At 63.4% G+C, this 21,320-nt stretch carries 18 protein-coding genes; 14 read left to right on the top strand and 4 right to left on the bottom strand.

Annotated features, from left to right (window positions below):
• Positions 1-66 precede the first annotated feature (66 nt).
• Positions 67-2,163: a 3-hydroxyacyl-CoA dehydrogenase NAD-binding domain-containing protein gene (locus tag AC1VNY_RS01745; protein WP_482403861.1), complete on the bottom strand. Its 2,097-nt coding sequence runs from the start codon at positions 2,161-2,163 to the stop codon at positions 67-69.
• Positions 2,164-2,343: 180 nt separating this feature from the next.
• On the opposite strand from AC1VNY_RS01745, the gene AC1VNY_RS01740 reads away from it, so the two are divergent.
• The 11 genes from AC1VNY_RS01740 (at position 2,344) to AC1VNY_RS01690 (ending at position 15,197) form a co-directional block, all read left to right on the top strand.
• Complete coding sequence (locus AC1VNY_RS01740) at positions 2,344-3,210, top strand: IclR family transcriptional regulator (protein ID WP_018269093.1); 867 nt, start codon at positions 2,344-2,346, stop codon at positions 3,208-3,210.
• Between the two features lie 69 nt (positions 3,211-3,279).
• The gene (locus tag AC1VNY_RS01735; RefSeq protein ID WP_016847575.1) at positions 3,280-4,077 is read left to right on the top strand and encodes an ABC transporter ATP-binding protein; all 798 of its coding nucleotides are present in this window, start codon (positions 3,280-3,282) and stop codon (positions 4,075-4,077) included.
• Positions 4,074-4,787: an ABC transporter ATP-binding protein gene (locus AC1VNY_RS01730; RefSeq protein WP_028339070.1), complete on the top strand. Its 714-nt coding sequence runs from the start codon at positions 4,074-4,076 to the stop codon at positions 4,785-4,787. Before AC1VNY_RS01735 ends, AC1VNY_RS01730 begins: the two co-directional genes overlap by 4 nt.
• Positions 4,788-4,800: 13 nt before the next feature.
• Positions 4,801-5,679 carry a branched-chain amino acid ABC transporter permease gene (locus AC1VNY_RS01725; RefSeq protein ID WP_028339071.1) on the top strand — a complete coding sequence of 293 codons (879 nt, stop codon included), beginning with the start codon at positions 4,801-4,803 and terminating at the stop codon, positions 5,677-5,679.
• A 2-nt stretch (positions 5,680-5,681) separates the two neighbouring features.
• A complete protein-coding gene (locus tag AC1VNY_RS01720) occupies positions 5,682-6,704 on the top strand; it encodes a branched-chain amino acid ABC transporter permease (protein ID WP_028339072.1) in 1,023 nt (340 codons plus the stop codon).
• Between the two features lie 29 nt (positions 6,705-6,733).
• Complete coding sequence (locus AC1VNY_RS01715; RefSeq protein ID WP_482403860.1) at positions 6,734-7,963, top strand: ABC transporter substrate-binding protein; 1,230 nt, start codon at positions 6,734-6,736, stop codon at positions 7,961-7,963.
• Between the two features lie 123 nt (positions 7,964-8,086).
• Entirely contained in the window at positions 8,087-9,313 is a 1,227-nt protein-coding gene (locus AC1VNY_RS01710) for an ABC transporter substrate-binding protein (protein WP_028339074.1), read from the top strand.
• Positions 9,314-9,593: 280 nt separating this feature from the next.
• Positions 9,594-10,820: an ABC transporter substrate-binding protein gene (locus AC1VNY_RS01705; RefSeq protein WP_411782414.1), complete on the top strand. Its 1,227-nt coding sequence runs from the start codon at positions 9,594-9,596 to the stop codon at positions 10,818-10,820.
• Between the two features lie 162 nt (positions 10,821-10,982).
• Positions 10,983-12,209, top strand: coding sequence for an ABC transporter substrate-binding protein (locus tag AC1VNY_RS01700; RefSeq protein ID WP_304497533.1), 1,227 nt, complete (start codon positions 10,983-10,985; stop codon positions 12,207-12,209).
• Between the two features lie 264 nt (positions 12,210-12,473).
• Positions 12,474-13,706 (top strand): ABC transporter substrate-binding protein, encoded by a 1,233-nt coding sequence (locus AC1VNY_RS01695; RefSeq protein ID WP_482403859.1) that lies wholly within the window; start codon positions 12,474-12,476, stop codon positions 13,704-13,706.
• A gap of 207 nt (positions 13,707-13,913) precedes the next feature.
• The gene (locus AC1VNY_RS01690) at positions 13,914-15,197 is read left to right on the top strand and encodes a glycerate kinase type-2 family protein (RefSeq protein ID WP_482403858.1); all 1,284 of its coding nucleotides are present in this window, start codon (positions 13,914-13,916) and stop codon (positions 15,195-15,197) included.
• On the opposite strand, the gene AC1VNY_RS01685 is transcribed toward AC1VNY_RS01690, so the two are convergent.
• Complete coding sequence (locus AC1VNY_RS01685; protein ID WP_482403903.1) at positions 15,194-16,423, bottom strand: GNAT family N-acetyltransferase; 1,230 nt, start codon at positions 16,421-16,423, stop codon at positions 15,194-15,196. The two genes, AC1VNY_RS01690 and AC1VNY_RS01685, sit on opposite strands and share 4 nt — an antisense overlap.
• A 213-nt stretch (positions 16,424-16,636) precedes the next feature.
• Between AC1VNY_RS01685 and AC1VNY_RS01680 the strand changes: the two genes are divergently transcribed.
• Positions 16,637-17,362 carry a phosphorylase family protein gene (locus tag AC1VNY_RS01680; protein ID WP_482403857.1) on the top strand — a complete coding sequence of 242 codons (726 nt, stop codon included), beginning with the start codon at positions 16,637-16,639 and terminating at the stop codon, positions 17,360-17,362.
• Positions 17,363-17,511: 149 nt separating this feature from the next.
• On the opposite strand, the gene AC1VNY_RS01675 is transcribed toward AC1VNY_RS01680, so the two are convergent.
• Positions 17,512-18,681, bottom strand: coding sequence for a saccharopine dehydrogenase family protein (locus tag AC1VNY_RS01675; RefSeq protein WP_482403856.1), 1,170 nt, complete (start codon positions 18,679-18,681; stop codon positions 17,512-17,514).
• A gap of 321 nt (positions 18,682-19,002) precedes the next feature.
• On the opposite strand from AC1VNY_RS01675, the gene AC1VNY_RS01670 reads away from it, so the two are divergent.
• Positions 19,003-19,488, top strand: a complete 486-nt coding sequence (locus AC1VNY_RS01670; protein WP_028339081.1) for an adenosine-specific kinase — start codon at positions 19,003-19,005, stop codon at positions 19,486-19,488.
• Between the two features lie 90 nt (positions 19,489-19,578).
• Here the strand turns inward: AC1VNY_RS01670 and AC1VNY_RS01665 are convergent, their stop codons facing one another.
• Positions 19,579-20,097 carry a MarR family winged helix-turn-helix transcriptional regulator gene (locus AC1VNY_RS01665; protein WP_028336531.1) on the bottom strand — a complete coding sequence of 173 codons (519 nt, stop codon included), beginning with the start codon at positions 20,095-20,097 and terminating at the stop codon, positions 19,579-19,581.
• 179 nt (positions 20,098-20,276) lie between these two features.
• Between AC1VNY_RS01665 and AC1VNY_RS01660 the strand changes: the two genes are divergently transcribed.
• Entirely contained in the window at positions 20,277-21,317 is a 1,041-nt protein-coding gene (locus tag AC1VNY_RS01660; protein ID WP_028336532.1) for a branched-chain amino acid ABC transporter permease, read from the top strand.
• Positions 21,318-21,320 lie beyond the last annotated feature (3 nt).

The raw sequence follows: 21,320 nt of genomic DNA, 5'->3' as shown, positions 1-21,320 counted from the left end.
GCCAAGGGTTCCGGGTTCATCGCTTTGCGATGCCCCGGAACGACACATGGTTGGGCCGTCGCTCGATCACGCCGCCTTCGACGGCGCGGCGAGCGAGGCGAAGGTCTTGCCCTCGTCGGCGAGCTTCTTGAGCAGCGGCGCCGGCTCGAGCGAGGGATCGTTGGTCTCCTTGGCGTAGAAGGCCAGGCGATCGGCGATGTGCTTGAGACCGACGGTGTCCGCCCAGAACATCGGACCGCCGCGATAGATCGGCCAGCCATAGCCATAGAGCCAGACCACGTCGATATCCGACGGACGCGCCGCGATGCCCTCGGCGAGGATCTTCGCGCCTTCGTTGATCATCGGGTACATCATGCGCTCGAGGATCTCGTCGTCGCTGACGACGCGCTTCTTGCGGCCGAGGCGCGCCAGCGTCTCGTCGATCAGCTTCTCGACCTCCGGATCGGGCAGCGCCGCGCGCGAGCCCGCCTCGTACTTGTAGTAGCCCTTGCCGGTCTTCTGGCCGAAGCGGCCGGCCTCGCAGAGCGCGTCGGCGATCTCCGACTTGATACCGCGGTCCTTGCGCGAGCGCCAGCCGATATCGAGGCCGGCAAGATCGCCCATCGCGAACGGGCCCATCGGCATGCCGAACTTCGTCACCACGGCGTCGACCTGCTGCGGCAGGGCGCCTTCGAACAGCAGCTTCTCGGACTGCTTGCCGCGCTGCGCCAGCATGCGATTGCCGACGAAGCCGTCGCAGACGCCGACCACCGCCGGCACCTTGGCGATCTTGCGGGCGATCGAGACGGCGGTGACCAGCGCGTCCGGCGCGGTCTTGTCGGCGCGCACGATCTCGCACAGCTTCATGACGTTGGCCGGCGAGAAGAAGTGCATGCCGAGCACGTCCTGCGGACGCTTGGTCGACTGCGCGATCTCGTCGATGTTGAGATAGGAGGTGTTGGAGGCCAGCACCGCGCCCGGCTTGGCATACTGGTCGAGCTTGCCGAACACTTCCTTCTTGACCGCCATGGTCTCGAACACCGCCTCGATCACGAGGTCGGCGTCGCCGACGTTCTCGATGCCGACGACACCGTTGATCAGCGCCATCCGCTTGGCGGGCGCGTCCGCCGGGATGCCGCCGCGCGCGGCGGTCGCCTCGTAGTTCTTCTGCATGATGCCCATGCCGCGCTTGAGCTGCTCCTCGCCGGTCTCGATCAGGGTGACCGGGATGCCGGCATTGGCGAACGACATCGCGATGCCGCCGCCCATGGTGCCGGCGCCGAGGATGGCGACGCGCGCCACGTTGCGGCCCTTGGTGCCCTCGGGGACACCGGAGATCTTGGCGGCCTCGCGCTCGGCGAAGAACGCGTAGCGCTGTGCCTTGGACTGGTCGCCGTTCATCAGCTTGAGGAAGCCCTCGCGCTCCTTCTTCAGGCCCTCGTCGAACGGCAGGTCGATCGCGGCGCCGACGGCGTCGGCTGCGGCAAACGGCGCCTCGAGGCCGCGCGACTTCTTGGTCAGCGCAGCGACCGCATTGGTGAAGATCGAACGATCGGCCTTGGCCGCGGCGAGCTTAGAGTCGTCATCGCGCAGCTTGCGCAGCGGACGCTTCTCGGCGACCACCTTGCGCGCAAATGCCTCACCGCCCGAGGCCGGACCCTCGACGATCTCCTCGATCAGGCCGGCCTTCAGCGCCGCGTCCGCGCCGATCGGATCGCCGCCGACGATCATCTTGACCGCGAGCTCGGGACCGACCGCGCGCGGCAGGCGCTGGGTGCCGCCGGCGCGCGGCAGCAGGCCGAGCTTCACCTCGGGCAGACCGAGCTTGGCGTCCTTGGTGGCGACACGGTAGTGGCAGGCCAGCGCGACCTCGAGACCGCCGCCGAGCGCGGTGCCGTGGATCGCGGCAACGATCGGCTTCGGCGAACTCTCCATCAGGCTCAGCACTTCGGCGAGCCCGGGCGGCTTCGGCGGCTTGCCGAATTCGGTGATGTCGGCGCCGGCGATGAAGGTGCGGCCGGCGCAGGTCAGCACGATGCCCTGAACCTGCGCGTCATCGATCGCGCTCTTGATGCACTCGAAAATGCCGCCGCGCACCGCGGCGCTCAGCGCATTCACAGGCGGACTGTTAACCGTGACGACGGCAATATTGTCATGACGTTCGAGCTTGACGACTTCACTCACCGGGACTCTCCCTGGATGCTTGTTCTTGGACTTGTGTTGAGTAGCTGCACGACTTGCGTTGAGCCGCTACGATTAGACCAATTTCGCACTGCGAAATTTAATTCCACATCTTGACATGGAGGGTTATTTTGAAGCACGTGCCTTGTCAACGAGCATGACAAGGGCAGGGCAAGGATAGGGATGAAGCGCGCTAGCAAGAAAGCCGCGACCGATCGCAATTTCGTCGTCGCGCTTTCCCGCGGACTGGACGTCCTGCGCGCATTCCAACCCAATGACGGGCTGCTCGGCAATCAGGAGATTGCCGCCCGCACCAAGTTACCGAAGCCAACCATTTCCCGGCTGACCTACACGCTCACCAAGCTGGGATACCTTACACCTGTACCGAAGTTCGAGAAGTACCAGCTCGCGCCGTCGGCGATGGCACTCGGCTACGCCGCGCTCGCCAATCTCGGCGTTCGGCATTTGTCCGAGCCCTATCGAGAAGAAGTGATGCGCGCGACCGGCGGCGCAGTCGCGGTCGGTGGCCGCGACCGCCACAGCATGATCTATTTCGGCCAGAGCCGGAACGGCCTGGCGCTCGGCGTACAACTCGACGTCGGCTCGCGGGTGCCGATCGCAACCACGGCGATGGGACGTGCCTATATTTGGGCATTGCCGCCCGACGAGCGTGCGGCTTTACTGCGCGAGCTGCGCGATCACTACGGCAGCCGCTGGGCCAAGATGCGCGACGGCATCGAGCGCTCCGGCGAGACGGTCGCGAAGCACGGCTTCACGATGTCCGCAGGCGACTGGCAGAACGACGTCGCCGCGGTCGGCGTTGCATTGAGATTGAACGACGGAACCGGTCCTTACGCCTTCAATTGCGGCGCGCCGGCATTCCGCTTCACGGAAGACAGATTGCTCAACGACATTGGACCTCGTCTTGTGGCGATGGTAAGGAACATCGAGCAGGCGCTCGGTGGAATGGCGCCGCAATCCAAAAAAGAAGAACGCAAAAAGACCAGAGTAGGAGGGAAAGTTGCACGTTTGGCCGAGGGGATCAGATAGCCTCCATCACGTCCAGCGAAACGCATCGCAGGGCCGCTCGCACCGCTCGAAGACGGCGGGCGAGACGAGATGACGCAGGCACAACTCGCGCAGGGGAACGATCCCCTGCTCGCGGTTCGCGACGTCAGCGTCGTGTTCGGCGGCATCATCGCACTGAACGGCGTGTCGTTCGACATGCGCCACGGACAGATCCTCGGACTGATCGGGCCGAACGGCGCCGGCAAGACGACGCTGTTCAATTGCCTGTCGCGGCTCTATCAGCCGTCGTCCGGCGACATCCTGATGGAAGGCAAGAGCATCCTGTCGCGCCCGCCGCACCGGATCGCCGAGATCGGCATCGGCCGCACCTTCCAGAACGTCGCGCTGTTTCCCAACCTGTCCGTGATCGACAATGTGCGCGTCGGCGCGCATGCGCGCACCTCAAGCGACATCGTCAGCGACTCGCTGCGCCTCGCCTGGGTCCGCCGCGGCGAGACCGACATGAACAAGAAGGTGCACGACATCCTCGGCTATCTCGATCTCGAGGACGTCGCCCACACCGTGGTCTCGGGACTTCCGTTCGGCACCCAGAAGCGCGTCGAACTGGCGCGCGCCCTGGCCGCAGACCCGAAGATCCTGCTGCTCGACGAGCCGGCCGGCGGCCTCAATCACGAGGAAGTCTATGTGCTCGGCGACCTGATCCGCAAAATCCGCGACGACCGCAAGATCACCGTGCTGCTGGTCGAGCATCACATGGGTCTCGTGATGTCGATCGCCGACCACGTCGTCGCGCTCAATTTCGGCCGCAAGCTTGCCGAAGGCACGCCGGCCCAGGTCCAGGCCGACCCTGATGTCATCAAGGCCTATCTGGGGAGCAAGGACCAATGACCACGATGCTCAACGTCAAGGACCTGCGCGCCTATTACGGCCAGGTTCAGGCCCTGCACGGCCTCTCCTTTTCGCTCAACGAGGGCTCGCTGACCACCCTGCTCGGCGCCAACGGCGCCGGCAAGACCACGACGCTGCGGGCGATCTGCAACATGGTGCGCTCCACGGGTGCGATCGAGTTCGAGGGCAAGCCGATCGGCACGCGCTCGACCGAAAACGTAGTCCGCCTCGGCATCGCTCACGTGCCACAGGGCCGCGGCACCTTCACCAACATGACGGTCGAGGAAAACCTGCAGCTCGGCGCCATCAGCCGCCCCGACAAGAAGGCGATCGGCTCCGACATCGAGCGGATGTACGAGCATTTCCCGGTGCTGAAGCAGCGCTACACCCAGCAGGCCGGCACGCTCTCCGGCGGCGAGCAGCAGATGCTCGCGGTGGCGCGGGCGCTGATGCTGCGGCCGCGCCTGATGCTGCTCGACGAGCCGTCATTCGGCCTCGCGCCGCTGATCGTGCGCGACCTGTTCCGCATCCTCGGCAAGATCAATCGCGAGGAAAAGGTGACCATCCTGGTGGTCGAGCAGAATGCTCAGCTGGCGCTCGAACTCGCCGACCAGGCCTATGTGATCGAAACCGGACGGATCGTGATGTCGGGCAATGCCAAGGACATCGCGAACAACGAAGACGTCCGCAAATCCTATCTCGGCTACTGAGGGAGCTGGCACAATGGAGCTTTTTGCCAACCAGGTCCTGGCCGGCATCGCCACGGGCGCGATCTATGCCTGCATGGCGCTCGCGGTCGTGATGATCTACCAGGCCATCGACCATCTGAATTTCGCCCAGGGCGAAATGGCGATGTTCTCGACCTTCGTGTCCTGGCAGCTGATGCAATGGGGCGTGCCGTATTGGGGCGCCTTCGTGCTCACCGTCGCCTTTTCGTTCGCCGCCGGCATCGTCATCGAGCGGCTGCTGTTCAAGCCGCTGGCCAAGGCGCCGATCCTGACCAACGTCGCCGGCTTCATCGCGCTCTACGCGATCATCAACTCGGTCGCCGGCCTGATCTGGGACTTCACCATCAAGCAGTATCCGACGCCGTTCGGCTCCTCGCCGTTCCTCGGCAGCCAGCTGATCTCGACTCACCAGGCCGGCATGATCGGCATCACCCTGTTGATGCTGCTCCTGCTGTTCTTCTTCTTCCGCTTCACCCGGGTCGGTCTTGCGATGCGGGCGGCAGCCTCGCTGCCGGAATCGGCCCGGCTGGTCGGCATCAACACCTCCTGGATGATCGCGCTGGGCTGGGGCATGGCCGCCTCGATCGGCTCGATCGCCGGCATGATGATCGCACCTGTGGTGTTCCTCGAGCCCAACATGATGCTCGGCGTGCTGATCTACGGATTTGCCGCAGCCGTGCTCGGCGGCCTGTCGAGCCCGTTCGGCGCCGTCATGGGCGGCTTCCTGGTCGGCGTCTTCGAGAACCTCGTCGGCACCTACATCCCCGGCGTCGGCAATGAGCTGAAACTTCCGATCGCGCTTGCGCTGATCATCGTCGTCCTGGTCGTCAAACCGGCAGGCCTGTTCGGCCGCGCCATCGTGAAGCGAGTTTGATCATGAGCGCCGCTGAAGAAGTCGAAGTCGTCACCGAAGGCCAGGCCGTCGAGGCCGTTCCCAAGCGCGCCATGACGCTGGGCTACGGCACCTCGCTCGTCGTGCTCGCCGCGCTGATCCTGATCCCGCTGTTCGTCAAGAACTTCATCATCTTCCAGATGACGATGCTTCTGATCTACGGCATCGCGGTGCTGGCGCTCAACATCCTGACCGGTGGCTCCGGCCAGTTCTCGCTCGGTCAGAGCGCGTTCTACGCCGTCGGCGCCTATACCTCGGCGATCCTGATGGAGCATGCGGGCATGAACTATGCCCTCACGCTGCCGATCGCCGGCATCATCTGCTTCGGCTTCGGCTTCCTGTTCGGCCAGCCGGCGTTGCGGCTTTCCGGCGTCTATCTGGCGCTCGCCACCTTCGCGCTCGCCACCGCGATGCCGCAGCTTCTGAAACTGGGCTATTTCGAGCACTGGACCGGCGGCGTGCAGGGTCTCGTGGTCACCAAGCCGGATGCGCCGTTCGGCCTGCCGATGGGGCAGGACATGTGGCTGTATTACTTCACGCTGGTGGTCACGATCGCGATCTATATCGCTTCGGTGAACCTGCTGCGCTCGCGCTCGGGCCGCGCCTTCATGGCGATCCGCGACAACGAGATCGCGGCCTCCGCGATGGGCGTCGACGTCGCGCTGTACAAGACGCTGGCATTCGGCGTCTCGGCCGGCATCACCGGCGTTGCCGGCGGTCTCGGCGCCATCGCGGTGCAGTTCGTGGCACCCGACGGCTACACCATCCAGCTCGCGATCTCGCTGTTCCTCGGCATGGTGGTCGGCGGCGTCGGCTGGCTGCCCGGCTCGATCGTGGGCTCCGCCTTCATCATCTTCGTGCCCAACATCGCCGAAGGTATTTCGAAGGGCCTTTCGGGCGCGGTGTTCGGCGTGCTGCTGTTCCTCGTCATCTTCCTCGTGCCGCACGGCGCCAGGCAGGTTGCGATCGTTGCCCAGCAACTGGCCGCAAAGTTCAAGAAAAACTGACAGCCTATAGAAGCAAACCAGGAGATATTATGCTTTCTACCGTTCGGATCGCCGCGATTTCCGCGGCGATCGTCGCTGTTGCCGCGACGTCCACGACCGCATTCGCCCAAAAGAAATACGACACCGGCGCAAGCGATACCGAGATCAAGGTCGGCAACATCATCCCCTATTCGGGACCAGCCTCCGCCTACGGCGTGATCGGCAAGACCGAAGAAGCCTACTTCAAGATGATCAACGATCGCGGCGGCATCAACGGCCGCAAGGTCAATTTCGTCAGCTATGACGATGCCTATTCGCCGCCGAAGGCGGTCGAGCAGGTGCGCAAGCTGGTCGAGAGCGACGAGGTGTTGCTCGTCTTCAACCCGCTCGGCACCCCATCCAACACCGCGATCCAGAAATACCTGAATTCCAAGAAGATCCCGCAGCTGTTCGTCGCGACCGGCGCCACCAAGTGGAACGACCCGAAGAACTTCCCGTGGACCATGGGCTGGCAGCCGAGCTACCAGAGCGAAGCGCAGATCTACGCCAAGTGGCTGATGAAGGAGAAGCCCGACGCCAAGATCGCGATCCTCTATCAGAACGACGATTTCGGCAAAGACTACCTCAAGGGCACCAAGGACGGCTTTGGCGCCAAGGCGGCCTCCAGCATCATCATGGAGGAGAGCTATGAGATTTCGGAGCCGTCGATCGACGGCCACATCGTCAAGATCAAGGCCGCCAATCCCGACGTCCTGCTGATCTACACCACGCCGAAGTTCGGCGCGCAGACCATCAAGAAGACCGCCGAACTCGGCTGGAAGCCGCTGCAGATCATCACCAACGTGTCGGCCTCGGTCGGCAGCGTGATGCAGCCGGCGGGCTTCGACAACGCGCAGGGCGTGTTGTCGGCCGCCTACGCCAAGGACGGTGCCGACACACAGTGGAACAACGACCCCGGCATGAAGAAGTGGGCCGAGTTTCTCGACAAGTACATGCCGGGCGCCGACAAGACCGACGGCGGCTATGTGTACGGCTATGGCGCCGCACAGACGCTCGCCAAGGTGCTCGAAATGTGCGGCGACGATCTCACCCGCGCCAACGTCATGAAGCAGGCGGCGAGCCTGAAGGACTTTACGCCCGACACCCTGCTGCCCGGCGTCAAGATCAACACCTCGGCCACCGACTTCGCCCCGATCGCCCAGCTGCAGATGCAGCGCTTCAAGGGTCAGAAGTGGGAACTGTTCGGTGAGATCATTTCCGGCGACGTCCCCTCCCAGTGAGGTGACGTTGCACTGCGGGAATAAAACAACGGCCTCCGCGATATCCGTCGCGGGGGCTTTTTGTTGACGCCCCGCGCCGATGGTATTGAATACTCCAAACAAAGAACCCGAGGTGGGGAAACCATGACTGCCGCACGTCCGTCCCTGACGGCGCTGTTGTCCGCATTCGCTCTGATCCTGACGAGCTGCAATGTCGCGCAGGCTCAGAAGAAATACGACACCGGGGCCAGCGACACCGAGATCAAGATCGGCAACACCATGCCCTACAGCGGTCCCGCGTCGGCCTATGGGGTGATCGGCAAGACCGAGGCGGCCTATTTCAGGATGATCAACGATGCCGGCGGCATCCACGGCCGCAAGATCAAATTCATCTCCTACGACGATGGCTACTCGCCGCCCAAGACGGTGGAGCAGGCGCGCAAGCTGGTCGAGAACGACGAAGTGCTGCTGCTGTTCGGCTCGGTCGGCACCGCAAGCAACGCGGCGATCCGGAAATACATGAACGAGAAGCAGGTGCCGCAGCTGTTCATCGCTTCCGGCGCCTCGAAGTGGAACGACCCGAAAGACTATCCGTGGACCATGGGCTGGCAGCCGTCCTACCAGGACGAGGCGCGGGTCTACGCGAAATACATCATGAAGCACAAGCCCGACGCCAAGGTCGCCGTGCTCTACCAGAACGACGATTTCGGCAAGGACTACCTCAAGGGCTTGAAGGACGCCTTCGGCGACAAGGCATCGATGATCGTCGCCGAGGAGGCCTACGAGACATCCGAGCCCACGATCGACAGTCACATCGTCAAGCTGAAGGCCGCCGGTGCCGACACCTTCGTCAGCATCGCGACGCCGAAATTCGCTGCACAGGCGATCAAGAAGGCCGCCGAGATCGCATGGACGCCGTTGCAGATCGTCGCCAATGTCTCGGCCTCCGTCGGCGGCGTGATGCAACCGGCGGGATTCGAGAATTCGCAGGGTATCCTGTCGGCGTCCTATCTCAAGGACGGCGCCGATCCGCAGTGGGCCAAGGATCCCGGCATGGAGAAATTCCTCGCCTTCCTCAAGAAGAATTATCCGGACGCCAACAAGCTCGACGGCGCCACCGCCTTCGGCTACGCCGCCGCGCAGACCATGGTGAAGGTGCTGGAGATGTGCGGTGACGACCTCACCCGCGCCAATGTCATGAAGCAGGCCGCAAGCCTGAAGGATTATGTCCCCGATACGCTGCTGCCGGGCATCAGCATCAACACGTCAGCCACCGATTTCGCGCCGATCAAGCAACTGCGCCTGATGCGGTTCAAGGGCGAGAAGTGGGAGCTGTTCGGGGACATCATTTCGAGCAATCTGAGCAACTGATCGTCACGCCGGTCTGTTCGATCCGCGCGCTCAACTCAACGGCGCCGCTTTACTCGATCGCAATCTCTGCGGTTGGCGCGGCGCACAAGCCAACACGTTGGCGGATTTTTGAGCAGCGGCCCGCCTTGAGGGTGATCGACTAAAGACGCAGCCCCTGCGGCAATGCCGCAGGGGCTTTTCATTGAGACACCCCAGGTAAGATGATAGTTTTTAAGATCAATAATGAGCCCTCGAAACAGGGGGCCGCGACACATCATCTGCAATCAGGGAGAGAAACGGCATGTCTGGAATACGACAATTGGCGGCATTTGCTGCTGCGCTTGCGCTCCTCGCAGCATCCGGCAGCGCTGCGCTTGCCCAGAAGAAATACGACACCGGCGCCAGCGATACCGAGATCAAGATCGGCAACATCATGCCTTACAGCGGGGCGGCCTCCGCCTATGGCGTGATCGGCAAGACCGAGGAGGCCTATTTCCGCAAGATCAACGCCGAGGGCGGCATCAACGGCCGCAAGATCACCTTCATCAGCTACGACGACGCGTACACGCCGCCGAAGACCGTCGAGCAGGCACGCAAACTCGTCGAGAGCGACGAGGTGCTGCTGATCTTCAATTCGCTCGGCACACCGCCGAACTCGGCGATCCAGAAATACATGAACCAGAAGAAGGTGCCGCAACTGTTCGTCGCCACCGGCGCCACCAAGTGGAACGACCCGAAGGAATTCCCCTGGACGATGGGCTGGCAGCCCAACTACCAGAGCGAGTCCATCATCTATGCAAAGTACATCCTGAAGAACAAGCCGGACGCCAAAATCGCGGTGCTCTACCAGAACGACGACTACGGCAAGGACTATCTGAAGGGATTCAAGGACGGGCTCGGCGCCAAGGCAGCGTCAATGATCGTCGCCGAGGACAGCTACGAGGTGACGGAGCCAACCATCGATTCCCACATCGTGAGGCTGAAGGCCTCCGGCGCCGACGTGTTCTTCAACATCACGACGCCGAAATTCGCGGCGCAGGCGATCAAGAAGAACGCCGAGCTCAACTGGAAGCCGCTGCATTTCCTCAACAACGTCTCCGGATCGATCGGCAGCGTGATCAAGCCGGCAGGCTTCGAGAACGCCCAGGACATCATCTCGTCGCAATATTTCAAGGATCCGACCGACGCGCAGTGGAAGACCGACAAGGCGATGATCGCCTGGAACGAATTCCTCGATAAGTACTATCCGGAAGCGAACCGGGCCGATGCCTCGGTGATGTACGCCTATATCGTCTCGCAGGGACTGGTCCACGTGCTCAAGGCCTGCGGCGACAATCTGACCCGCGAGAACATCATGAAGCAGGCGGCCAGCATTCGCGATTACGAGCCCGGCGGCCTGCTGCCCGGCGTCAAGGTCAACACCTCGGCGACCGATTTCGCACCGCTCTCGCAGCTGCAATTGATCCGCTTCAAGGGCGAGACCTGGGAGCGCTTTGGCGAAGTCTTGAGCGCCGACGTCGGCGGTTAGCCGGGAAACGTCGACCAAAGATATACGGCCCCTGCGGCATTGCCGCAGGGGCTTCTCATTGAGGCGAACCGCCTAAAATGATAATCACTGCAGCCAAACAAAGAGCTCTCCGAGCAAGGGGGCCGAGACACATGCGTCTGACAAACAGGGAGAGAGACATAGATGTCCGCTACCAAAAAACTTGCGGTCCTCGGGGCCGCGCTCGCGCTCGTCGCGACATCCGGCAGCGCTGCGCTTGCCCAGAAGAAATACGACACCGGCGCCAGCGATACTGAGATCAAGATCGGCAACATCATGCCCTACAGCGGCCCGGCGTCCGCCTATGGCGTCATCGGCCGCACCGAGGCCGCCTATTTCAAGAAGGTCAACGACGCTGGTGGCATCAATGGCCGCAAGATCAACTTCATCTCCTACGATGACGCCTACTCGCCGCCGAAGGCCGTCGAACAGGCCCGCAAGCTGGTCGAGAGCGATGAGGTGCTGCTGATCTTCAACTCGCTCGGCACGCCGTCGAACTCGGCGATCCAGAAATACATGAACTCCAAGAAGGTGCCGCAGCTGTTCGTCGCCACCGGCGCCACCAAGTGGAACGACCCGAAGGACTTTCCCTGGACCATGGGCTGGCAGCCCAATTACCAGAGCGAGACCCAGATCTACGCCAAGTACATCCTGAAGAACATGCCGAACGCCAAGATCGCGGTGCTCTACCAGAATGACGATTACGGCAAGGATTACCTGAAGGGCCTGAAGGACGGGCTCGGCCAGAAGGCCGCCAGCATGATCGTCGCCGAAGAAAGCTTCGAGACCTCCCAGCCGACCATCGACAGCAACATCGTCAAGCTGAAGGCGAGCAACGCCGACGTCTTCATCGACATCGCGACGCCGAAATTCGCGGCCCAGGCGATCAAGAAGGTCGCCGAGATCGGCTGGAAGCCGACCCACTTCCTCAACAACGTGTCGGCCTCGGTCGGCAGCGTGATCAAGCCGGCCGGCTTCGAGAACGCGCAGGACATCATCTCCGCCGCCTACCTGAAGGACGCTTCCGACAAGCAATGGGACAATGACCCCGGCATGAAGGAGTTCTACGCCTTCATGGCCAAGGACTTCCCCGAAGGCGACAAGCTCGACGGCGGCACCGTGGTCGGCTTCGGCGTGGCGCAGACGCTGGTCCAGGTGCTGAAGCAGTGCGGCGACAACCTCACCCGCGAGAACATCATGAAGCAGGCCGCAAGCCTGAAGGACTTCCGCACCGAGGTGCTGCTGCCCGGCGTCAAGATCAACACCGCGGCAAACGATTTCGCGCCGATCAGCCAGCTGCAGCTGATGAAGTTCAAGGGCGAGAAATGGGAACTGTTCGGCGACGTCATCAGCGCCGACGTCGGCGGCTGATTTCCCGCCGCCCTCCGACCAGGAATGGCCCCCTGCGATACCGTCGCAGGGGGCTTTTGTTGGCGCGTTTTCGGCCGAAGCGGGTAGCGGTTCGTGCGAAGAAAACGCGTCAGAAACCGGAATTTAAAGCCATGGCCCTGCCCGCAGGCCGGCCCGGGCAATGCCTGCTTACACTTTGCCCGGCAATACGCTAGGTAAACCGGCAAGACCCCGAAAAAAAACCGGCGCCCTTGCGCGGCGGCAACAACAAGGAGATTTCGGGAAATGCCGATGCCGATCCGACACCGTGTCGCAACCGCCCTGCTCGGCCTCGCCGTCGCCGCCGCGACCGGCAATGCCGCATGGGCGCAGAAGAAATACGACACCGGTGCGAGCGACACCGAGATCAAGATCGGCAACATCGTGCCCTATAGCGGCCCGGCGTCGGCCTATGGCGTGGTCGGCAAGGCGATGGCCGCGGTGTTCAAGAAGGTCAACGACGACGGCGGCATCAACGGGCGCAAGATCACTTTCGTTTCCTATGACGACGCCTACTCGCCGCCGAAGGCCGTCGAGCAGGCCCGCAAGCTGGTCGAGAGCGACGAGGTGCTGTTCCTGTTCGGCACGCTCGGCACTGCCTCCAACACCGCGATCCAGAAATATCTCAACGCCAAGAAAGTGCCGCAGCTGTTCGTCGCCACCGGCGCCACCAAGTGGAACGATCCGAAGGCCTTCCCGTGGACCATGGGCTGGCTGCCCAGCTACCAGAGCGAGTCGCGGATCTACGCGAAATATCTGCTCAAGGAAAAGCCCACCGCCAAGGTCGCGGTGCTCTACCAGAACGACGACATGGGCAAGGACTACCTCAAGGGCCTGGAAGACGGCTTCGCCAGCGACCCCGCGCGCGTCGTCGCCAAGGAGAGCTATGAAGTCGCCGAGCCGACCATCGATTCCCATGTGGTGCGGCTGAAGTCCTCCAATCCCGACGTCATCGTCTTCTTCACCACGCCGAAATTCGGCGCCCAGGCGATCAAGAAGCTCGGCGAGATGAACTGGAAGCCGGTGACCATCGTCTCCAACGTCTCGGCCTCCACCGGGACCGTGATGCGTCCGGCCGGCATCGACAATGCGCAGGGCGTGATCTCCGCCGCCTACGCCAAGGACGCCAGCGATCCGCAGTGGAAGGATGACGCCGGCATGAAGGCGTTCGACGAACTGCTCGCCAAATACATGCCCGACACCAACCGCGTCGATGCCTCGGCGATGACCGGCTACAACATGGCGACCACGATGGTCGAGGTGCTGCGCCGCTGCGGCGACGACCTCACCCGCGCCAATGTGATGAAGCAGGCCGCGAGCCTGAAGCAATTCGCGCAGGGCGGCCTGCTGCCCGGCGTGACGCTGTCGACCGGGCCTGCCGACTTCCAGCCGATCGAGCAGCTGCAGCTGATGCAGTTCAAGGGCGAGCGCTGGCAATTGTTCGGCGACGTCATCAGCGGCGAAGTCGGCGGCAACTAGAGCCGGAATGGATATTGCTTCGATCGAAACGGCCGCAATCTTCTCTTACCTCTCCCGCTTGCGGGGGAGGTCGGATCGCATCAAAGATGCGATCCGGGTGGGGGCTTTCTCCGCAATACAACTCGTGGCAGCACCCCCACCCTGCCCCTCCCCCGCAAGCGGGAGAGGGAACAGTACCTACGTCCCGACCCGCGCAAAGGCACAGCCATGACCGACCGTCGTCCTTTCCTGCGTTCGATCTTCGATGCCGCGGTAGCGGCTGCGCATCCCGATGTCGTGCTGGCGTCGCGGCTGCGGCCGGTGCCGAAGGGACGGGTGATCTGTCTCTGCGCAGGCAAGGGCGCCGCGGCGATGGCCGCGGCCGCCGAGCGGCATTATCTCGACGCGCTCGAGCTCGATCCGTCGCGGCTGGTCGGCATCGCCACGACCCGCCATGGCCATGGCGTGCCGACCCGCCGCATCAAGGTCGTCGAGGCCGGTCACCCGGTGCCCGATGAAGCCGGCTTGCGGGCCGCGGACGACACGCTGCAGCTCGCGGCGACAGCGACCCCGGACGATCTCCTGCTGGTGCTTTTGACCGGCGGCGGTTCGGCGAACTGGATCGCGCCGGTCGAGGGCGTGACCTTCGCGCAGAAGCAGCAGGTCAACCGCGCGCTGCTGCGCTCCGGCGCGCCGATCGGCGAAATGAATACCGTGCGCAAGCATCTGTCGCGGATCAAGGGCGGACGGCTGGCGCGCGCCGGCCAGCACGCCGCCGAGATCGTCACGCTGGCGATTTCCGACGTGCCGCATGATGACCCCTCCGCGATCGCCTCGGGGCCGACAGTGCCGGATCCGACCACGCTGGCGGACGCCCGCGCGCTGGTCGCCAGATACAATCTCTCGATCGACGACGCGGTCCGTCGCGCACTCGACGATCCCGCGAACGAAAGCTGCAAGCCCGGCGATGCCGCCTTCGCGCGGGCGGCATTCGAACTGCTGGCAAAGCCGAAGGCCTCGATCGACGCCGCGGTGAAGGTCGCGCAGGACGCCGGCTACGAGACCATCGCGCTCGGCGCCGACCTCGAAGGCGAAGCCCGCGACGTCGCGGCCGAGCATGCGCGGCTTGCGCTGAAGGCGCGCAGCGAAGGCAGGCGCGTCGCGATCATCTCCGGCGGCGAGCTCACGGTGACGGTGCGCGGTAACGGCCGCGGCGGCCCCAACCAGGAATACGCGCTGGCGCTGGCCGGTCTGCTGAAGGATACGCCCGACGTCTCGGCGCTGGCCGCCGATACCGACGGCGCCGACGGCGGCGCCGGCAGCGCGACCGACCCGGCCGGCGCCGTGATCGACCAGCAGACGTTCGCGAAGATGGAATCGATCGGCCTCGATCCGAAGGCCTATCTCGAGAACAACGACGCGACGGGGTTTTTCGCCCAGACCGGGGATCTGCTGCTGACTGGGCCGACGCTGACCAACGTCAATGACGTGCGGGTGATTTTGGTGGATTAGGCCGTATCCTCGGCGGGCCCAAGGCCAGTCTCGGGCTGCGCCCAAAGCTCCTGATAGTTACGAAACTTCGCAAGCGTCTCGTCATATCGCGTCGGCTCGAGCACCGGCAGAATGCGCTTCAACACTGAGTTGATCGGCGCGGAGGTGTGCCGAACGTATAAGTCGATCGGGTCAAGCAAGTGCCTCAGGTGCAGCTTTGGATCATAGTTCAGCCCGCTGCTGCGAAACCATTTGTACCCGTTGGCGATTGCCCAGCTCACCATGTCGCGAAACACATAATGATAGAGGTGCAGGTCTAAGGCGACATCGTAGTCGAGACCTATGTACTCCGCATAAATCGCGTCACCGTGTACCATGCATGCGGCAAACGCGACGACCCGCTCGTTCTGACGCCAGAGGAAGAAGCGGACCTTGTCCCCCATCCGCCTCCCCAAGTCGCAGAAGTATTGTTCCGTCAGCTTCTCGAAGTGCAGTTTCGAACGCTGATAGACTTGGAAATACAATGGATAGATCTGCGCGATCACCGGCGTCGCGTCGTTGACGACGTTCATCTCGACGGATGGAGAGGCCCGCGCTGTCGCCTCAAACTTCTTGCGAAGTTTCTTACGGGTTGCGCTGTTGAGCGCATGATTCATATAGTCATCGAAATTGGCGTAATCGATGCAAAGCCTGGTCATGGGCAGGCTGGGGATGCGGGTGAAGCCGTGAGCGATCAGGCAGTCGAGGATTGGTCGGTATCGCGCCGGAAACTCCTTGAGCACGATCAGCCGCGCCCCGAGCCTGCGAGCATGTATTGCAATCGTAGAGGCCAGCAGTTCCGCGCAGCCTCGATGGCAGGCCTCGTCCCCGTCAAGATGACCTTCCCCGGCGACGCACCCCACCATGAGCGCACGGGCGCGCATCAAACCTGGCCACACCCGGCGAATGGCGTCGATGAGTACGCCAAACCGCGGGCTCGCACCGACCAGCAAATCCAGGTCCATCAGGAAGAATGGCTGTACAGCACAAACCTGGTCAACCGCATCCTTGATGAGGAAATACCGGTAATCGAACTCGGGATGAAGGGTATCCTCGACCAACTCATAGTATCGATGATCCTTGCGCTCGCTCGCGAAGGCGAACTGCCAGCGCGGACAATGCTCCAAATCGCTCCGCACAATGACTTGGAGATGCGGCGGACATTGCATCGGCTCGCGTCTGGTGAGGTCCCCGATTTGGCTCGTCAAGTGCGCTGTTGCAGCTTCCGGCACGATCTCACGCTCGCCACGGATCCCGGCCCTAGGGCAGCATTTATCACGGTGCCAAAACAATGCAGCTAACATATCCGTCAGAAACTAACTCGTTAGTCATTTGCGATTTGGCGTTGGAGCAGAACACTCCTGATACGATCCGCATGCGCGGACACCCGCCGTGCAGCGCGGCACCCGGGGAGCGGACTCATGGCAGTGGTGATTGGAGTCACGGGACTTGCATTTGAGGCGCGGATCGCTGCAGACCTGCATACGCAGGCGATCTGCAGTGGCGATGGCAGCACGCTCGCGGAGTCTCTCGCGTCGGCAATTGCTGAGGATTGCTGCGGTCTCATCAGCTTTGGCGTCGCGGGCGGCCTTTCGCCCGACCTCCCGGCAGGCGCATGCGTCGTAGCATCGACGATCGTTTCGGAAACGCTTCAGCTCTTCACTGATCGGGACTGGTCGCAAGCCTTGCTTCGACTCATCCCCGGTTCGATTTATGGCCCTATTGCTGGTGTGACCACCGTCGCCATGCATCCAGAAGCGAAGCGCTCGCTGCATATGAGTACAGGCGCGCTGGCGGTCGATAACGAATCCCATGTGGCGGCGAGTGTCGCTGCAGCGCGCGGCCTCCCTATGACTGCCGTCCGCGTGATCATGGATCCGGCCGGTCGGCAGCTTCCTGCCGCCGCCCTGTCCGCAGTGCGTGCAAACGGGACGATCGATCTCGCCGCGCTGGTCCGTGCGACAATGAAACAGCCGAGCGAGTTACCGATGTTGCTTCGGACCAGTCTCGACGCACTGTCCGGATTTGCGGCGCTGCTTCGCTGCCGTCAATTGCTTGGCCCTGGATTAGGGCTGCCTTGCTTGCAAGCAGATGAGTCGGAGCCAAGCTCAAGTATCGTAGCGGAAGATCGCATGATCGCCCTCTAGAGCGTTTTCGAGCGAAGTGGGCACCGGTTCGCGTGAAGAAAACGCGTCAAAACAAGAATCCAGAGCTTCGGTTCTGATTCAATCAGAACCGAAAATGCTCTAGTCGCTTTTTGGCCGAACTGGCTGCTATACCTGCCGACTGCGTGACCTCAACGCGCACTGAAGGTGAGGCCGGCGCGCTCCTTTAGACGCTTGCGCAAGGCCGGCCCCATCAGCGCGCCCGGCGTCCAGATGCCGCCCTCGCCCTGCACGTCGCGCACGACGCAGAGAGCGCTTTCGGTGATCATCTTGCTGGTCGAGCCATAGCCCGGATCGCGGTCGCCGGTGACAACGGCTTCGGCCCGTCCGCCATCCGGCACCTCGCCCAGAAAGAAGATGTCGTAGAAGCCCCTCTCGCGCGCTTCCCGGGGCGGGCCTGCGCCGCGTTTGAGACCGCCGGTCCCGAACAAGGACACCACCGTGGCGAACGTCTCCGTCGTTACGCTCGCGATGTCCCCAAGTCCCGGCGCCACCATCATCTCGTCATAAACGAAGTCCCTGCCGTAGGGATGGCCCAACAGGAAGTTCGTGCGGTGCACGTTCTTGGTGTTGATCGGCGCCATCGGGAACGGCACGAGCCACGCGTGCATGCTCGTGTCATATTCGGGGACGAGGCCCGACGGCTGAGACGGCCCAGTGAAGCCCGGCGTCAACGCGAAGGGATCGGTCAGCAGCCGGATCAGGGCCGGGTCGCGCGCCGCGGCGGCCAGCGTCGCCTGAGCGCTCGCCGCGGTGCCGCCAGACATGCCACCCCTCACCTTGCGTAGACGGGCCTTCACCCGCCGCGCCGGGCGTCCGAATTTCTCGCGCGCCTTCTCCTGCAGCGTGAGCACACCGAGATCGAACGGGATGGAATCGAAGCCACAGGAGAAGACGATGCGCGCGCCGGTCCGTTTTGCCTCTTCGTGATGGGCGTCGATCATACCCCGCATCCAGCCCGGTTCGCCGCAAAGATCAACATAGGCCGTGCCGGTGGCCGCGCATGCCGCCACTAGCTCGGGACCGTGAAGCTGATAGGGCCCGACCGTGGTGACGACCACGGCCGCGCGCTCGCACATCGAACGCAGGCTGGCCGGGTCGGCGGCATCCGCCTTCACCAACGGCAAATCGTCCGGTGCGCCGATGTCGGCACGCACTTTCTGGAGTTTGTCGGTCGAGCGTCCCGCGATTGCCCAGGACGGAGCATCGTCGCCGCGATAGGATGTCGCCAGATATTCGGCGATGAGACCCCCGGTGTAACCCGTCGCGCCATAGACGATGAGGTCGAAGTCCCGCTTCACGGCGTTGATCCTCCTCGAGCCCCCGGAAGCGCTCCCTTCAGATCCGTTAGCAACGCTCGGTACGCTTCGCGGCCTTTTGCGAGGGGCCGGGCAACATACGGGCCATCGCGCTTGACGGAGGATACCACAATTGCCGCCCTTCGGCGCGCAACCTCCCGGCGATTTCCGGTCCCCCCCTTGAGAGCCGTCGTGAGTACGGACGCGGGTCTGGTCGGCGTGAGCCGAAGCAGACAGCCGGCACATTTGAGCGCCTGTGGCCGCTTGCAAACGCCCTCCGACGGCCTACCATGGATTGGGGAGTTCGCGTGCGGGAGCGAAGCCATGGAACTCACCGTGGTGCCCATCGTCAAGCCGGATGAGACCAACTTCATCTTCGGCCAGTCGCATTTCATCAAGACCGTGGAAGACCTTCACGAAGCGCTGGTGGGCGCGGTTCCGCGCATCCGCTTCGGGTTGGCTTTCTGCGAGGCCTCCGGCAAGCGGTTGGTGCGCTGCTCCGGTAACGACGACGCCTCGCTCGCCCTGGCACGCGACAACGCATTGGCGATCGGCGCCGGTCACACCTTCCTGATTTTCCTCGGCGACGGGTTCTTTCCGGTCAACGTGCTGCCGGCGGTGCGCGCAGTGCCGGAGGTCTGCCGCATCTATTGCTCGACGGCCAATCCAACACAGGTGATCGTCGCGCAGACGGAGCTCGGGCGCGGCGTGCTCGGCGTGGTGGATGGCGCCTCGCCGCTGGGTGTCGAAACCGACGCCGACATTGCGTGGCGGAAGGATCTGCTGCGGAACATCGGCTACAAGCTTTAGACCGCGATGGTTCGCCGCCTGGCGGCGCCCGCATGCCGGATATGTATCAACCCAACGCGTCATTGCGAGCGGACGGGCCGTCGCGCTCTCTCAAAATTCCTGCGCGAGCTTCGCCAGCATCTCCAGCAGCGCGGCGTGGTTGGCGGGGCCGAGCACCTCGATCAACCGCGCCTCGTGCTTGTTGGCGACCAGCTTCTTGGCGCGCGCCAGCACAGCACGGCCCTTGTCGGTCAGGACGAGGATGTGGGACCGGCGGTCGTTGGTGGAGCGCATCCGCGCGCAAAGGTCGCGGCTCTCCAGCGCGTCGAGCATCGCGACGAAATTCGGCCTGAGGATGCCGAGCGTGTTGGCGATCTCGGTCTGGTTGCGGCCCGGATTCTTGTCGAGCAGCAGCAGCACCGAGAACTGCGCCGGCGTCAGCTGCAGCGGCGCGACGCAGCGCAGGAAGTCCTCGAATACCCTGAGCTGCGCGCGCTTCAACGAATAGCCGAGCAATCCGGACAGTTCGCCCAGTTGCAGCATGCTGTCGTCCCCGGCAGAATCGGCCGGTTCCCTGCGCAGGGCCCGCGACGAACGGAGGGCATCGGTGGCGGTCTTGGAAACAGTCATCGCTCCAGGCTCGCAATCCCGGTACAAGAATCCCGCACGACACTCGGGGACCTTGAGATTATATCTAATAATTGTTATGGACTATATCAAATATCGGCAGCTTTCAACAGCCGATATCGGCCGACCTGACCGGCGCAACCGGTCGAGGCGGTCCGACGCTTGAGGGGGAGCGCTCGGCCTTGAACACAACGATCATGCTGTTCCTGCTGCAGGACGGCATCACCAATGGCGCGATCTACGCACTGCTCGGGCTGGCCCTGGTGCTGGTGTTCGCGGTCACGCGGGTGATCCTGATCCCGCAGGGCGAATTCGTCACCTACGGTGCGCTGAGCTACGCCATGCTGGCGACCGGCCAGGTGCCCGGGACGGCACGGCTTGCCGTCGCGATGGGCCTCGTCGCCTTCGCCCTCGACCTGTTCTTCGCCCGCAACGCGCTGCATGCGCGGCTGGTGATCCGCTCGGTCGCGCTCAACATCGCCTTTCCCGTCGCGCTGCTCGGTCTGATTTACGCGCTGGTCGGTCCCGGCACGCCGATCGCCGTCAACATCGCGCTCGCGCTCCTGATCGTGGCGGCGATCGGGCTGTTCCTCTACCGCATCGCGTTCCAGCCGATCGCGCACACCTCCGTGCTGGTGCTGTTGATCGCATCGGTCGGCTGCCATCTGGCGCTGCAGGGCCTCGGCCTGGTGTTCTTCGGCGCCGAAGGCCTGCGCGCGCCTGCGCTGTCGAATGCCGCAGTGACCGCCGGCCCGCTGCGCTTCACCGGCCAGAGCCTTGCGGTCTACGGCCTGACGATCGGCTTCATCGTCGCCCTGTGGCTGTTCTTCGGCTACACCAAGACCGGCAAGGCGCTGCGCGCCACTGCGGTCAACCGCCTCGGCGCCCGCCTGGTCGGCATCCGCACCACGCTGTCGGGCCAGATCGCGTTCCTGCTCGCCTCCGTCATCGGCGCGATCTCCGGCATCCTGATCGTGCCGATCACCACGCTCTATTACGACACCGGCTTCCTGATCGGCCTGAAAGGCTTCATCGCCGCCATCATCGGCGGCCTGGTCAGCTATCCCCTGACCGCGGTCGCCGCCATCGTGGTCGGCATCGTCGAGGCCTTCTCGTCGTTCTACGCCAGCAATTTCAAGGAAGTCATCGTGTTCACGCTGATCCTCCCCGTGCTCGTGTTGCGCTCGCTCGCGGCGCCCGAGGTCGAAGAAGAGAAGGATTGAGCG

This window comes from Bradyrhizobium ferriligni (assembly GCF_056837965.1).
The sequence above is the reverse complement of the archived record's forward strand: the minus strand, read 5'-3'. Positions and strand labels throughout refer to the sequence as shown.